Annotated in this window: 15 protein-coding genes and 4 tRNA genes; 9 read left to right on the top strand and 10 right to left on the bottom strand. The window is 64.0% G+C overall.

Annotation, left to right across the window (positions count from 1 at the left end; all coding sequences use genetic code 11):
* Positions 1-23: 23 nt before the first annotated feature.
* The gene (locus tag AC51GT_RS16665; RefSeq protein ID WP_496329477.1) at positions 24-533 is read left to right on the top strand and encodes a flavodoxin domain-containing protein; all 510 of its coding nucleotides are present in this window, start codon (positions 24-26) and stop codon (positions 531-533) included.
* A 12-nt stretch (positions 534-545) separates the two neighbouring features.
* Here the strand turns inward: AC51GT_RS16665 and glsA are convergent, their stop codons facing one another.
* From glsA to AC51GT_RS16690, 5 genes are all read right to left on the bottom strand, one after another.
* Positions 546-1748 carry a glutaminase A gene (glsA, locus tag AC51GT_RS16670; protein WP_496329478.1) on the bottom strand — a complete coding sequence of 401 codons (1203 nt, stop codon included), beginning with the start codon at positions 1746-1748 and terminating at the stop codon, positions 546-548.
* Between the two features lie 140 nt (positions 1749-1888).
* Positions 1889-1962: transfer RNA gene (locus AC51GT_RS16675), tRNA-Phe, on the bottom strand.
* A 44-nt stretch (positions 1963-2006) separates the two neighbouring features.
* Positions 2007-2080, bottom strand: a tRNA-Asp gene (locus tag AC51GT_RS16680).
* 33 nt (positions 2081-2113) lie between these two features.
* Positions 2114-2186 (bottom strand) — tRNA-Glu (locus AC51GT_RS16685).
* Positions 2187-2448: 262 nt separating this feature from the next.
* Positions 2449-2521 (bottom strand) — tRNA-Lys (locus AC51GT_RS16690).
* Positions 2522-2793: 272 nt separating this feature from the next.
* Between AC51GT_RS16690 and AC51GT_RS16695 the strand changes: the two genes are divergently transcribed.
* Positions 2794-3549 carry a hypothetical protein gene (locus AC51GT_RS16695; protein ID WP_496324866.1) on the top strand — a complete coding sequence of 252 codons (756 nt, stop codon included), beginning with the start codon at positions 2794-2796 and terminating at the stop codon, positions 3547-3549.
* Positions 3550-3565: 16 nt separating this feature from the next.
* On the opposite strand, the gene AC51GT_RS16700 is transcribed toward AC51GT_RS16695, so the two are convergent.
* A complete protein-coding gene (locus tag AC51GT_RS16700; protein WP_496329479.1) occupies positions 3566-4564 on the bottom strand; it encodes an oxygenase MpaB family protein in 999 nt (332 codons plus the stop codon).
* A 107-nt stretch (positions 4565-4671) separates the two neighbouring features.
* Between AC51GT_RS16700 and AC51GT_RS16705 the strand changes: the two genes are divergently transcribed.
* From AC51GT_RS16705 to AC51GT_RS16720, 4 genes are all read left to right on the top strand, one after another.
* Complete coding sequence (locus tag AC51GT_RS16705) at positions 4672-5280, top strand: TetR/AcrR family transcriptional regulator (RefSeq protein ID WP_496324868.1); 609 nt, start codon at positions 4672-4674, stop codon at positions 5278-5280.
* Between the two features lie 91 nt (positions 5281-5371).
* Positions 5372-5854, top strand: a complete 483-nt coding sequence (locus AC51GT_RS16710) for a nuclear transport factor 2 family protein (RefSeq protein ID WP_496329480.1) — start codon at positions 5372-5374, stop codon at positions 5852-5854.
* 179 nt (positions 5855-6033) lie between these two features.
* Positions 6034-8253 (top strand): MMPL family transporter, encoded by a 2220-nt coding sequence (locus tag AC51GT_RS16715; protein WP_496329481.1) that lies wholly within the window; start codon positions 6034-6036, stop codon positions 8251-8253.
* Positions 8250-9305, top strand: a complete 1056-nt coding sequence (locus tag AC51GT_RS16720) for a PHP domain-containing protein (RefSeq protein ID WP_496329482.1) — start codon at positions 8250-8252, stop codon at positions 9303-9305. Before AC51GT_RS16715 ends, AC51GT_RS16720 begins: the two co-directional genes overlap by 4 nt.
* 317 nt (positions 9306-9622) lie before the next feature.
* Here the strand turns inward: AC51GT_RS16720 and AC51GT_RS16725 are convergent, their stop codons facing one another.
* Positions 9623-10300 (bottom strand): guanylate cyclase, encoded by a 678-nt coding sequence (locus AC51GT_RS16725; protein ID WP_496325054.1) that lies wholly within the window; start codon positions 10298-10300, stop codon positions 9623-9625.
* 90 nt (positions 10301-10390) lie between these two features.
* Here AC51GT_RS16725 and AC51GT_RS16730 point away from each other — a divergent pair, with 90 nt between their 5' ends.
* Positions 10391-10561, top strand: coding sequence for a hypothetical protein (locus tag AC51GT_RS16730; RefSeq protein ID WP_496329483.1), 171 nt, complete (start codon positions 10391-10393; stop codon positions 10559-10561).
* A 21-nt stretch (positions 10562-10582) separates the two neighbouring features.
* Here the strand turns inward: AC51GT_RS16730 and AC51GT_RS16735 are convergent, their stop codons facing one another.
* Positions 10583-11050: an SRPBCC family protein gene (locus AC51GT_RS16735; RefSeq protein ID WP_496324873.1), complete on the bottom strand. Its 468-nt coding sequence runs from the start codon at positions 11048-11050 to the stop codon at positions 10583-10585.
* 99 nt (positions 11051-11149) lie between these two features.
* Between AC51GT_RS16735 and AC51GT_RS16740 the strand changes: the two genes are divergently transcribed.
* Positions 11150-11803 carry an NUDIX hydrolase gene (locus AC51GT_RS16740; RefSeq protein WP_496329484.1) on the top strand — a complete coding sequence of 218 codons (654 nt, stop codon included), beginning with the start codon at positions 11150-11152 and terminating at the stop codon, positions 11801-11803.
* Positions 11804-11874: 71 nt separating this feature from the next.
* Positions 11875-12885, top strand: a complete 1011-nt coding sequence (locus tag AC51GT_RS16745) for an iron-containing redox enzyme family protein (protein ID WP_496329485.1) — start codon at positions 11875-11877, stop codon at positions 12883-12885.
* 31 nt (positions 12886-12916) lie between these two features.
* Here AC51GT_RS16745 and AC51GT_RS16750 read toward each other — a convergent pair whose 3' ends face one another.
* Both AC51GT_RS16750 and AC51GT_RS16755 read right to left on the bottom strand, forming a co-directional pair.
* Entirely contained in the window at positions 12917-13129 is a 213-nt protein-coding gene (locus AC51GT_RS16750) for a CDGSH iron-sulfur domain-containing protein (RefSeq protein ID WP_496329486.1), read from the bottom strand.
* Positions 13126-13869: a HemK2/MTQ2 family protein methyltransferase gene (locus AC51GT_RS16755; protein WP_496324877.1), complete on the bottom strand. Its 744-nt coding sequence runs from the start codon at positions 13867-13869 to the stop codon at positions 13126-13128. Before AC51GT_RS16755 ends, AC51GT_RS16750 begins: the two co-directional genes overlap by 4 nt.
* Positions 13870-13983: the final 114 nt, after the last annotated feature.

The following is a 13983-nucleotide window of genomic DNA, read 5'->3' on the forward strand; positions in this document are numbered from 1 at the left end:
AGGGTGCAGATCGGAGAACCACCGTGCTCGAGGTTTTGGTTGCAACTGCAAGCCGGCATGGATCGACAAGGGAAATCGGTGATCAAATCGGCGCCGAGATCACCGCCCGCCTGAAAGAGCACGGCGTCGAGGTCAACGTCGATGTGCGCGACGTCGACGATGTCGATGACCTCGCCCTGTACGACGCCCTCGTACTCGGCAGCGCTGTCTACATGGGTCGCTGGCTCAAGAGCGCACGCAAACTCGTCGATCGCGAAGCCGAGACCCTGCAGGCAATCCCGGTCTGGTTGTTCTCCAGTGGGCCGGTGGCCACCGAGGACACAACCATCCCCGAGTCACCGTGGGAGCGCGTGGAATGGGCCGAAGACCACCACTTCTTCGGCGGCAAACTCGACCGGTCCGCCCTCGGCCGCACCGAGCGGATCGTGGCGTCGGTGGTTCATGCCGCCGATGGTGACAATCGCTCGCCCGAAGAGGTCGCGAAGTGGGCCCGACAGATCAGTGAATCGCTCGCCGCTTCCAAAACCGGTTAGCGCCGCAGGTCCTTACCCTTCCTCGCTGTGCTCGAGCAGTCCCTCCGGATCCTTCACCGTCGTCGTGTAGTCATCGGCCAGCCGGTGCCGCACCTCGCCGATCAGTCGTCGCGCGGCATTGTCGATGACGCGCACCTGAGAAAGATCGATGACGACCTCGTTGCCGGAGAAACCCTCGCAGGCACGGCTTGCGAAGATCTCCGCGCCGGCGAACCGGATGTCACCCTGTAAGGCGATCACGGTCGCCCCGTCTCGCTCTTCGACCGACCGCAGCGCCGATCGTCCCGTGGGAGCGACGTGCATCATGTGTAGTTCCATGTCTCGGGACAGGCGTTCGAAAACCGCAACTCCCCGCACACTGTTTCCTTGCTGATCGAGCCGGGGCGAGAACACCGCAAGTCCCACCTGCCCCGGCAGCACCCCCATGATGGCGCCTGCCACACCACTCTTCGCCGGTATGCCCACCGTCGACATCCAGCTTCCGCTGCCGTTGTACATCCCGCAGGTCGCCATCACCGAGAGCAAATGACGATTGATCGGGCCCTCCAGCAGCTGCTCGTTCGACGAGGTCGACCACCCACCGTTCGCCATCACCGCACCCATGGTCGCAAGGTCTTTGGCGTCGACCCGGATTGCGCACTGCATCGCGTAGCCGTCGACCACTTCGTCTGGTGCGTTGTCGAGTTGACCGGTCGATCGAAGGAGATAGGCAAGCGCCTTGTTGTGGTCGTCGGCTGCCAGCTCGGCCTCGTACACCTGTTGGTCCACTTTGAGTTCGCGGCCTGCCAGCCGGCTCATCTCCTCGACGATGCGGCGGCAACGGTGTTGCGCATCGTCCCCCTCGACGAGGTCGTGAACGGCCAGCGCGCCGGCGTTGATGAAGGCATTGCGCGGCCGTCCGGTGTCTTCCTCGAGCGAGATCTCGTTGAACTTCTCCCCCGATGGCTCAGCGTCGACGCGCTTCCGCACCCGGTCGATTCCACCGTCGCGAAGGGCAAGGGCATACGCGAACGCCTTGGAAATCGACTGGATGGAGAACTCGTGGTGTGCATCGCCCGCCGCGTAGACAGTGCCGTCCACGGTCGCCAACGCAATGCCGAACAAGTCGGGATCGGCTTCCTCGAGCTGCCGGTTGCCGGTCATCACCTCACCGGCGTCATCATCCCGGCATTCGGTCAAGACGCGGTCCAGGTAGTCCTCGATCGGTGAGCGCATCTCTGAGGTGTAGCCACCATCCGCAGGGGCTAACCTTTTCCGCGGCGCACAGCACCCCTGGCTACTGGCGGCGAAACGCAAAAATCCGGTCCTCGATGAGGACCGGATTGATTGCCAGAAACCGACTGGCCTACACACTGTGGCCAGAGTCGGGATCGAACCGACGACCTTCCGCTTTTCAGGCGGACGCTCGTACCAACTGAGCTACCTGGCCGAACGATATCCAGGCGAACCTGGATACCTAGTCGCAATTTCTTGCGACCCTGACGGGACTCGAACCCGCGACCTCCGCCGTGACAGGGCGGCGCGCTAACCAACTGCGCCACAGGGCCTTGCTGTGCTCTGCCATTGTCAGTGGCAATGCGTACCCCCTACGGGATTCGAACCCGCGCTACCGCCTTGAAAGGGCGGCGTCCTAGGCCGCTAGACGAAGGGGGCCGGTGTTCTCCGTTTGGGAGCTGAATCAGAATATGACACGGACACATCAATTCCCAAATCAGCAGGCCAGGTGCTGTTTTTTGGCCGATTCGCCAGTTTCGACGGATCAACGCCCGGACACCACAGGGGGTCGGCCGGCGGCAGCCGCCCAGCCGGCAAATGAAACACGGTGTGCAACTGAGAAGTGCAACTTGGCGTGCTCCGCGATCTCCGCAGTGAGCCCACATAGAAAAAACCCCCAGCGAACCGGGGGTTTTGTCGGTGCCCCCTCTCGGGCTCGAACCGAGGACCTGCGGATTAAAAGTCCGTAGCTCTACCAACTGAGCTAAAGGGGCATGCTCTGGAACCTTCGGTTTCAGTGCGATACGGAGTTTACAGACGGACCCGCCGCAGACGAAAACGGGGCATCGGGCTCGGCGGGTCTGGGCGCTCCGCACCGGGTCCGCCGGCCGCGCACAGCAGCGTGGCATCGGTACCTGATCAGCCGACCTGCACGGAATTTGATTGAATGCAGTTTCGTCATTTCGCAGTAATTCACGTCCTTGAAATAGTTTTATGGTCTCCTCTTTTGGGCCCACAAATTACAAAACAGATCGGGGTGTCCTTGATGCGTACGGGTTTGAAGCGGTTGATGACTGTCGGCGCCGCAGGCGCAATGGCGATTTCGCTCGCGGTGACGCCGGCGGCACAGGCCGACCCGGCGCCGCGCCCGGACCCACGGGCGGCCATCGCGGCGACCCCCGCTGCCCTGTCCAATGACCTGATGACCCAGCTCGAATCGGCCAACCGGCAACTCAGCAGGCTCGGTTTTGTCCCCTTCTTGTGGCCGACGGCCGCCGTGAACTGCTCACAGGTACCGGGCACCCCGCTCGGGGTCGTACCCGCAGTCGCCGGGGCGATGTCGGGACCGCATACCCCGGGCCTCGGATATCTCGCTCTGCAGAATGCCGCCGACCCGATGCGGCCTTTTGATTTCAATGCCGTCAAGAGTGGTGAGGTCCTCTACGGATTCTTCCCGTCCGGCATCGTCAAGGACAGCGCGAACAAATCCGGTATGAATGTGGGTTGGTTCAACGTCAATACATTGCAGGGAGGGTTTGTTCCGATGGGCAGCCTGTCCGACGCGATACTGACGCCGATCAGGAAACAGGTCGCCAAGCTCCCCGCGCCACAACAGGTCGCGGCCAGAGCGGCGCTGGCAGCTGTGGAAAACGTCCTGAACCGATTCCCCCAGGCAGGATCAAGGGCAGCTGTGGTCAACACCGGACGGGGCATGGTGTTGTCGCTTGTCGTCGGGTCGGTCAACCATTCGAGCGGGACCTGCTACTTCTTGCCGACCGTCGGAATCCAGGACGTCGACTGACGCTAACGCCGACCGCTCAGACGAGTTCTGCCTCCACGGTCGTGCGGTCCAGCGCCGGATCGGTACCGAGGACGTAGGTCGGCTCGGTGTGCGGAACCGTTGTTCCCCCGGCGACGCGAGCCTTCGCTTCCTCGAACTCCGGAGTCGATCCCATCGCCGCATACAGGCCGTTGAGGGACGTCCACACCGCTGATCGACGAGCCGTGCGCTCGAGAAAGTTCGGCGGCTTGTACATGACCAATTGAGCCGCCCAGCTCGGCATGGTGTCACGGACCGCCCAATCGACAGCGCCCTGCAACGGGTCGGTCAGGTTGATGCCGGTGGCCATCGCGTTGCCGTGGGTCAGACCGAGCTTCGGCACATATGTCTGCAGGCAGTCCAACGTCTCGGCTTTGGTGGTCGGCAGATCCTCACCGCCGAGGGCGTGACCGACCCGTACGAACTCGCCGTAGTACCGGTCAAGTGCTTTGCCGCGCAGCGGCCGCGGGTGATAGATCTCGTGCGCGGTCGCGATACCCCAGGCCACCGTTGCGTAGTTCCAGCGCAACCACTTCGGATCGTCGGCGTCGTAGCGCAAGCCGTCGGGCCGGGTTCCCTTGATGGTGTGGTGCATCGACCGCACGGTCCGCGCCAGCCGCTCCGCGGTTTCGGTCGATCCATATGCGGTCCCGATGAAGAACGCCACCGAATGACCCAATCGCACCGCGAGACCGGCGGGGTCGAGCTGACCGTTGGGCCGGCCCGAGTCGTCTTTTCCGACCAGCCGCGAATGGTGCATACCCATCCAGAAGATGCTCGGGTCGAGGCGCTCGAGATAGGACGCGCATTGCAACCCGAAGATCAGGGCCGGGGTATGCGAGTGGACGTGCCACACCGCGCTGTCGGGCCCGAACCAGCCCGGATCGCCTTCCGGCCCGGCGAACTCCATTCCGCGGAAGTAGTGACTGCGTACCTCCCGGTCGAAACGCTGATTGATCCACTGACCAGCCATTTGGTGCGGTAGCGGTGGCAACATCGAGCATCCCTCCAATGTGTGGATACGTCTGTGACCAGAATAGTGTTTGGCGACGACTGTGACCAGAAGTTCGTAGAAGTCCGCTCGCCGGACGTATGCTGCGGATCATGTCGACCCCCACGCGCTGGGCCGGTGTGCCGCTGAGTGATCGCCGCACCGAGCGCCGAGCGCTGCTCGTCGAAGCCGGGTTCGCTTTGTTCGGCGCGGGCGGCGAAGCTGCTCTCTCGGTACGTTCCGTCTGCCGCGAATGCGGTCTGAACACGCGCTATTTCTACGAGAGCTTCACCGATACCGATGACCTCCTCGGCGCCGTCTACGACGACGTGGCCGCGGGTCTCGGCGAAGCCGTCGAGCAGGCGATCGACGGTGCCGGCGGTTCGGTCCGCGAGCGCACCGCCGCCGGAATCCGCGCAGTGCTGGGATTCAGTTCCGCCGATCCGCGCCGGGGCCGGGTCCTGTTCACCGATGCACGGGCCAATCCGGTGCTCATCTCGCGGCGGGCGCTCACCCAGGACATGCTGCGCGACGTCGTTCTCACCGAAAGCGGGCAATCACATCCCGATTCGAATCCGGTTGCCGCCCGGGTCGGCGCCTCGATGTACACCGGCGCCATGGCCGAACTCGCGCAGGATTGGCTCGCCGGGAACCTCGGCGACGATCTGGACGCAGTGGTCACCCACGCTGTCCGGCTGGTACTGCGCGCCATCCGCGGATAGGGGTCAGGGGTTCGAATCCCCTTGGCGGCGCCCACATCACGAGTTTCCCGATCAGCCACGCGGCGACCACGTATTCGATAGCGTCGACCCCATGTCACTTCCGGATACCGATGCGTCGCCGAATCAGGACGCCATGCTCACACTCCTTGCCATCGAGCAGATCCGGCAGCTCAAGGCTCGCTACTTCCGCATGCTCGACACCAAGGACTGGGACGGTTTCGCCGCGGTGTTCACCCCCGATGCAATCCTCGATTCGGGCGCCTGGACGATCACCGGTGCCCAGACCGTCGCAGACCGGGTCCGTACCTCACTCGAGGGCATCACCACCGTGCACCACGGCCACACCCCGGAGATCACCATCGACTCCCCGACCACCGCACACGCGATCTGGGCGATGGCCGACGAACTCCACGCCGGCGGCAGCCCCGAAAAAGGCCTCACCGGGTCCGGTCACTATCACGAGGAATACACCCGCACCGATGACGGCTGGCGGATCAGCCGATCGAAATTGACCCGTCTGCACATCGCGCCACTGCCCGGCGGATTTCACGTCGCGATCCCCGGCGACAACTGAGGACAGACCTCCACAGCGGCAAAAGCGCACATACGGAGAAGCCCGGGGTTCTATCGCGGGGCGAGCGATGAATTTTTCGAAACTTCAGGGTCTTCCCTTATGGATCGACGCTCCAATTGGGTTCAGGATGGAGAACGTCGATGTGAACCGTCCCATCTGCCGCAGCCCCGGAGGCCGCCATGGACCGTTATACCGCCTTCATCATTCGCCACCGCTGGCTGATCATCGGGAGTTGGGTGGTGGTCCTGATCGGCGCGCTGTTCGCCGCAGCGATGTGGGCCGGACCCACCATCACATCCTTCACCTCGGACGACCGCACCGAATCCGGCCGGGCCTCTGAGCTTCTGGAGCAAGCCGGCCAGGAGAAACAGGCAAACGCGACACAGATAGTCATCGCCGCACCCGACGCCGACGGCGGGATGCGAAACCCGGAGGTCGAGGCCGCGGTCTCCGCATTGGTGGACGAGATCACCGCCAGTTCCCCCGAGGTCAGTGTCACCGACCCCTACAGCCCGCAGTCACAGATCTCGGCTGACGACCGGATCGCAGTGGCCCCACTCGATGTGGGCACCGGAACCGACTCGGAGGTCCAGGACCGGATCGACGACATCAAGGCGATCGCGGACGACAACCAAATAGCCGGTGTCGACGTCGAATTCAGCGATCCACGCTTCGACGACGTCCCACCGAGCGGCACCGCAGAAGCAGTGGGCGTCTTCCTTGCTCTCATCATCTTGCTGATCGCGTTCGGATCTATTGTCGCAGCAGGACTTCCGATCCTGTCGGCACTGTTCGGCGTCGGCGTCGGCGCATCCGTCCTGGTCCTGGCACAGAACTTCATGGATGTCCCGAACTTCGCCATCTCGCTGACACTGATCATCGGTATCGGCGTCGGTATCGACTACGCGCTGCTCATCGTCACCCGCTTCCGATCCGGCCTCCACGACGGACTGGATGTCAACGCCGCCGTGACGATCGCCATGCTGCGCGCCGGCCGGTCGGTGCTGTTCGCAGGCGGCACCGTGATCATCGCGATGTGCGGCATCCTCATCTCCGGTGGTGACATCGGACCGGCCCTGACCTTCGCCGCCATCGCCGGCGTGCTCGGTACCCTGATCGCCTCGGTGTCGCTACTACCCGCACTGCTCGCCGTCATCGGCATGCGCATCAATCGGCTTTCGTTGCACTGGCTCCGCAAACGGAAGGGCAAAGACCCCGACAAGGCGCTCGAAGGCGTGTGGGCGAAGCGGTGGAGCGCCCGCATCCAGGCGACCCCGTGGGTCGGCGTCTCGGTCGCGTTGCTCATCCTGATCGTCCTGTCGATCCCGGCGTTCCAACTACGGCTCGGATTCTCCGACGCCGGCAACCGGCCCACCAGCGCCACCACCCGCGTCGCCTACGACTACGTCACGGAAGGCTTCGGGGTGGGTGCCAACGGACCGCTGATCGTGGTCGCCGACTACCCGGCCGGCACGAACCCGCAATCCGAACTCGAAGCCCTGCGCACCGCGATCGCCGCCGATCCGGGGGTTGCGGAAAACGGAGTGGACCAGGCATTTCCGGTTGGCCAAGCCGACGGAAAAGACATCTCGATCATCTCGCTGAACCCAGCCACCGGCCCACAGGACGAGGCCACCACCGAGCTGGTGGACCGCCTGCGTGACGAGATAATCCCCAACACCCTCGGATCCGATTCCGACGTCAACGTCCAGATCACCGGACAGAGCGCGGGATCCATCGACTACGCCGAGGTCACCCTGGACCTGCTCCCCTGGACCATCGCGGCCGTGCTGGCGGCGGCATTCATCCTGCTGGTACTGGCGTTCCGGTCGATCGTCATCCCGATCAAAGCGGTGATCGTCAACGTCCTGTCCCTCGGCGCAGCCTACGGCGTTATCGTCGCCATCTTCCAATGGGGTTGGGGCGCAGAGATATTCGGCGTCGGACGCGCCGGTCCGATCGACAGCTGGGTTCCGATGCTGCTGTTCGTCACCGCGATCGGACTCGCCATGGACTACGAGGTCTTCCTGGTCTCACGAATCAAGGAACGCTACGAACGCACCGGTAACGCCACCACGTCGGTCGCCGAAGGACTCGCGAGCACGGCCCGGGTGATCACCTGCGCGGCATTGATCATGATCTGCGTGTTCAGTTCGCTGGCATTCCTGCCCGACCGCAGCCTGAAGATCTTGGGCGTGGGTCTGGCCGTCGCAGTGCTCATCGACGCCAGTATCGTCCGACTGCTGCTGGTGCCCGCGACGATGGAGATTTTGGGCAAGGCCAACTGGTGGTTCCCCAGCTGGCTCGAGTGGATTCCACGAGTCGACGGGATGCACCGGGACGAAGACGAGCCGACGCCCGACCAGAGCGCGAAAGTCGGCGATAAACTCTCCCAGTGAGATCTGTCGAGCCACTGAGTGCACCGGTCGGTGCCGCAGAGGCATTGCGCCGCATCGCGTTCCTGCTCGAACGGGCCCGCGAGGGCACCTACCGGGTCGAGGCATTTCGCAAGGCGCTCAAGGTTGTCCAGAAAATGCCCCCGGACGAGTTGCACCAGCGGGCCACGAGCGGCGGATTGACGGACCTGCCCGGCATCGGGAAATCGACTGCTGCGGTGATCACCCAGGCAGTGGACGGCAAACTACCCGACTATCTGAACACCTTGCAGCAGAAGGCCGACGCACCACTGGCATCCGGCGGCGGCGATCTCTACGCGGCCGCCCGCGGCGATCTGCACTGCCACTCCGATTGGAGTGACGGCGGATCGCCCATCGACGAGGTGGTCCTGGCCGCGATGGAACTCGATCACAGCTGGCTGGCCCTGACCGACCACTCCCCTCGGCTCACCGTGGCCAACGGACTGTCCGCCGAGCGACTGACCGAACAGATCGGTGTCGTGGACAAGATGAACAACGCCCTGGGTGACCGGTTCCGGCTGCTGCGCGGCATCGAGGTCGACATCCTCGACGACGGCTCGCTGGACCAGACCGAAGCCATGCTGAGCCAGCTCGACATCGTCACGGCCTCGGTGCACTCCAAACTGGCAATGGATGCCGGACCGATGACCCGGCGGATGGTGGCCGCCGCCCGCAATCCGTACGTGAACGTGCTCGGGCATTGCACCGGTCGCCTGGTGACCGGCGGCCGCGGTAAACGGGCACAGTCAAAGTTCGACGCCCACAAGGTATTCGAGGCCTGTGCCGAGTCGGGAACCGCGGTCGAGATCAACTCACGGCCCGAACGTGTCGACCCCCCTGACGAACTCATCCGGATCGCCATGGATCTCGGCTGCCTGTTCGCCATCGATTCCGACGCCCACGCGCCGGGCCAGCTCGACTTCAAGTCGCTGGGCTGCGAGCGCGCGGAACGCCTGGAAATCGAACCGGACCGCATCGTCACCACGTGGACCTTGCCGCGCCTACTGGAATGGTCGGGCGGCTCACGGTCCTGAGTCCTTCGACAGGTCGGCGATTTCATCTCGTCGACTCGAGAATTTCGTTTGTCGTTTATGTGGAAAATGCCGCTATATTTGATCTTCTGTGTCAGAATGAAAACCCTGCGGGAGCGGAAGTTCGATGCCGACACAGACGGGGTGGATTGCGCACGCTTGATTCTCGTCGTCCTCGCCCCCGACCCACAGACGACAGTCCTGGTTGCGAATCAGCCAGATTGACGCCACCGAGCGTGCTTCGTCCACCACCGGGTGAGCCCTTCAGGGGAGCATTCGAGTCCGACGAAGCACGCTCAACGGCGTTATCTGCCGACCATCTACCTTTCGACGGCGATCTCTGCGCCGAGCGCATATCCCGGGGCCATCGGCAACGTGTCGCCGCTCCAGAACCGGCCCGGGTCAAACCAGTTCGAGCGTTTATGGGTCTCGAGCAGTCCCATCGCCTCATAGGTCATCGCGACGACCTCTGCACAATAGGCAGTCTCGAGCCCGGTCTTGTCGTCGGATTCCCTGCGTTTGTCGATCCGGTTACGCACCTTTTTGTCGAGGACCGGTACACCCCTGGTGAGGTCGGCGGCCGTGGGAACCCGACCCTTGAACCACCGTCCGGCCAACCTGGCGGTGGTCGGAAATGCGGTCCCGTCCATGCGCGCGATCACCTTCAGCAGCAGGTCTTCCTGTTCCCGACCTGCATACGGCGTGATCTGACGGATCCAGCAGCGCTGACCGTATTTGTCCATCCACTGCAACGCCGCCTCCCGAGCGTCGTTGAGCTGGACACCGCGATGATTGGTCCCCGTCCACATATCCGTCAGCTTGTTGCCGAGCTCGGCATGCCACATCAACGGCGGCAGGTCGTCGAGCACTACAGCCATCGCCACATGGTTCACCGGACTGTTGGTCAGCGCCTGAATCGCACGGTCGGGCCCGGACTTCCCACGGAACAGCCATACGTCCCCGGTACGGGTGGACTCGAGCGCCTTGTCGAGGGAAATCGCCTCGGTCCTGTTCGGATGCACACCCGAAAGACTAAACGCCGCAGCGATCACCGGCGCGACGATCACTCGACGGCTATTGTTCGACGGGTGCACAGTGCGTGGAAATGGGTCGGGCTCGCAGGCGTTGTCGGAGTGGCCGCCGGTGGGGTGCTGGTCGGACGGGATGTCCGCCAGCGGAACTCCTATACGCCCGACGACATCCGCGCCCGGCTCCACAAAAGATACGAGGAAGCCGCGGCGTCCGACGAGTCCGCGTAACGCTCGCCCGGGCGGTTCGACTCAGGCGAACCGCGCAGCCAAAGCCCGCAGCGTCGCGCTGATCCCGTCGCCGTTCTTCTTGTCGAAGCCCATGATCTCGAGCATCTTCGGCGACTTGGCGGTCGAGTAGTCGAAGGTCTCGGTGACCTTGGTTGTGGTCGGCGACGTCTGCTGCAATTCCCAACGCCAGCGGTGACCGAGCGGATGCTGCCATTCGACCAGTCTGTCGTTCTCGAACGCGGTCACTCGCGACGTGATCTTGTACGGGACTCCGTACTGCTTCATCCCAACGCTGAATCGTGCGCCCTCACTGAGCTTGTCCGGCCCTTTGACGGCAGTGTCGCGCACCGTGCCCGACCCGTCGAGTTCGGGATGCCGGTGCGGATCGGCGACGAGCGCAAAAACCTCGGCCGCAGGCGCATTCACCACAACCTGGCGAGCGACCTTGCGGGGACCCACATCAATTGTCGACACAGCAGCATCAGCCATGCCGCCAAACTACTCCGATCCGGCCTCACGTCAACGACATCGCGGGCTTTCCCACCTCGCCCTCCCCCGGCCCCTCGCCGATGCGGCACAGTAGGGAACATGGATGGTGAAACAGCCCAGGCGCCGGGTCCGAGATTCTGGGAAACCGACGATCCCGGTGCGGTCCGCGCCCACATCGTCGCCGCGTTGGAGAACTTCGACCACACCTCTGCCGAACTCGACGGATCCCGGGCAGCCGCCGTGGTGCTCGCGGTGACCAGTCGCGACGGCGAGTACGGCATCTGGCTCACCAAACGTCCGTCGAAGATGCGGGAACATCCGGGCCAGTTCGCCCTGCCCGGAGGCCGGATCGACCCCGGGGAGGACTACGCCACCGCCGCGCTCCGCGAACTGCACGAAGAACTGGGTGTGGAAGTCGATCGCGCGGATGTGCTCGGCCGGCTCGACGACTATGTGACCAGGTCCGGATACGTCATCACCCCCATCGTCTGCTGGGCCGGACCCGACCGGGAAACCACGCCGAACCCCGGTGAGGTCGCCCACCTGTTCTTCATCCCGATGAACGACCTGCAGGTGAAGCCGCGGTTCATCAGCATCCCGGAATCGCGGCGCCCGGTGGTCCAGATGCCACTGGTCGGCTCGCTGATCCACGCCCCGACCGGCGCGGTGATGTACCAGTTCGCCGAGGTCGTCCTCGGCGGCCGCGACACCCGCGTCGACCAGCTCGAGCAGCCGGTGTTCGCGTGGCGCTGAGAAGCGGGAGACAATGGTCTCACCTGTGCCGATCAGGTTTCCGACGTCCCATCGGCGGGTAGGAGTACCGAGTGACTACATCTGTGGCTTCCATCGCGCGGACCCTGCCCCGAGCAAGCGGTCCGTTGTCGTCGACGATCATCTCTGCCCTGTCCGGTCCGGCCTCGTCATCGACGGGCAGCGGCTTGTCGGTCGACCTCCGCGAGGCCGACCCCTACGGCCAGGACCTGCAGTTGGCCCTGTACGTCTGCTACGAGCTGCACTACCGCGGATTCACAGATGTCGACGACGACTGGGAATGGAATCCGGACCTGCTGCGACTCCGGGCCGAACTCGAGCGCCACTTCACCAGTGCTCTCGTCGCCGACATCGATCTGGCCGGCAGTGCCCGTGATGCGATCGGCTCCCTACTGACCGAACCCGCCCACGGCAGCGGCCCGTCGTGGTTCCTGAAGGAACAGGGCACCTGGGAACAGATGCGGGAGTACTTCATCCACCGCTCGATCTATCACCTCAAGGAAGCCGACCCACACGCGTTCGCGATCCCGCGTCTCACCGGCCAGGCCAAGGCGTCGTTCGTGGCCATCGAGTTCGACGAGTACGGCGGTGGTCACGGAAACCACGTGCACCAGAAGCTGTTCGCGGATCTGCTCGACGCCGCCGATCTGAGCTCGGACTACCTCGCCTATCTCGAAGACGTTCCGGGCGAGACCCTGGCCCTGGTGAACGTGATGTCGATGTTCGGGCTGCACCGCAACCGGCGGGGCGCCACGGTCGGGCACTTCGCGGCCACCGAGATCACATCCCCACCGGGGTCGCAGCGACTGGTACACGCACTCGAGCGCCTTGACGCCCCTGACGCCTGCGTGCAGTTCTATCGCGAACATGTCGAAGCCGACGCCATGCACGAACAGGTGGTCCGCCACGACGTGATCGGCGATCTACTGACCCGCGAGCCCGAGATCGAAGCCGACGTCGCATTCGGTGTGAAGGCGTTTCTCCACTTGGAGGACAAGTTCGCCGATCATCTGATGACCTGCTGGACCGACGGCCGAACCTCGCTCCTCAACCCATCCAGCTGAACACGGATGGAGCGGGTTGAGGAGCGAGACCTCAACCCGCTTTGTTCGCTGAGCTTTTCCGTCGGTGACTGGTGTCGCACAACGGGAAGTTCTTGCTGCGTTTGCACGCACAGATGGCGACCATGAACCGGTCCGAATCAACCACCCGCCCATCGGGCATCTCGATGCTGACCGGTCCCTCCACCATCAGCGGACCGCCGGCCACGACCCGGACCATCCGCCGGTCGGAGGACGGATCCGTCATGCGTCCGGGCCCGGTTTGTCCGCACGAATGACGCAGAGTTCTTCGAAACGTCGACCCGGCTCCAGCATTCCGACCGCTTCGAGCCACGGCGCGTTGGTGTTCATCACCGGCCCGAACGGGATCTGCAGACGTTCGACCACCCGGGCCTGCAGCCCACCGGCGGCCAACATCGTCACCGAGCGTTCCACATCGGCGAACTCGGACTGCACCAGCAACAGTGTTCCGTTGTCGGTCAACAACTCCGGGGCGACGATGCACAGCGGGTCGAGCAACGATCGACCGTCCCGGCCGCCATGCCAGGCGCGGGTCAGGCCGACTTTGCCCGGCAGCGCGGTGCTGTCGGGCACATAGGGCGGGTTGGAGACGACCACGTCGTACGGTCCATGCGCCAGCGCCTCCGGTAGCGATCCCTGGCGCGCGTCGATCTGAACACCGAAGGCCGCTGCGTTGTCGAGGGCGCAGGCGATGGCGGGAGCAGAGATGTCATACGCCGCAACCTCACCGGCACCGAAGACGGCAGCTCCGATGGCCAGCACACCGCTGCCCGAACAGAGATCCAACACCCGTCGCCCTGCTACGAGGTCCCGTTCGGCCATCGCCGTCAACAGCAGTTTCGAATCATCCTGAGGTGCGTAGACTCCGGCAGGCACCCGGATGCGGTCGTAGACCGTGGTCGCGTCGATCGCCGGATCGCTGGTGTAATCGGTACGAACTGTCGGCAGTGGCTGGGCTGCGACCATTATTCGGGCTCCTCGTCGATCTGCGGTTGGTCGACCGGCACCGCGGCTCACGCGGTGGGTCTTACTCGTGGTGATTCCCTGTCGTTGCCTCTTATAAACACCAACACTGCCCAC

The sequence above is a fragment of the Williamsia sp. z34 genome (genome assembly GCF_059553395.1).

Coding starts and splice junctions, on each gene's coding strand:
- AC51GT_RS16695 (WP_496324866.1), top strand. CDS start 2,794: ATGCGTACGGGTTTGAAGCGGTTGATGACTGTCGGCGCCGCAGGCGCA.
- AC51GT_RS16715 (WP_496329481.1), top strand. CDS start 6,034: ATGGACCGTTATACCGCCTTCATCATTCGCCACCGCTGGCTGATCATC.
- AC51GT_RS16735 (WP_496324873.1), bottom strand. CDS start 11,050: ATGGCTGATGCTGCTGTGTCGACAATTGATGTGGGTCCCCGCAAGGTC.
- glsA (WP_496329478.1), bottom strand. CDS start 1,748: ATGCGCTCACCGATCGAGGACTACCTGGACCGCGTCTTGACCGAATGC.
- AC51GT_RS16740 (WP_496329484.1), top strand. CDS start 11,150: ATGGATGGTGAAACAGCCCAGGCGCCGGGTCCGAGATTCTGGGAAACC.
- AC51GT_RS16755 (WP_496324877.1), bottom strand. CDS start 13,869: ATGGTCGCAGCCCAGCCACTGCCGACAGTTCGTACCGATTACACCAGC.
- AC51GT_RS16710 (WP_496329480.1), top strand. CDS start 5,372: ATGTCACTTCCGGATACCGATGCGTCGCCGAATCAGGACGCCATGCTC.
- AC51GT_RS16700 (WP_496329479.1), bottom strand. CDS start 4,564: ATGTTGCCACCGCTACCGCACCAAATGGCTGGTCAGTGGATCAATCAG.
- AC51GT_RS16705 (WP_496324868.1), top strand. CDS start 4,672: ATGTCGACCCCCACGCGCTGGGCCGGTGTGCCGCTGAGTGATCGCCGC.
- AC51GT_RS16750 (WP_496329486.1), bottom strand. CDS start 13,129: ATGACGGATCCGTCCTCCGACCGGCGGATGGTCCGGGTCGTGGCCGGC.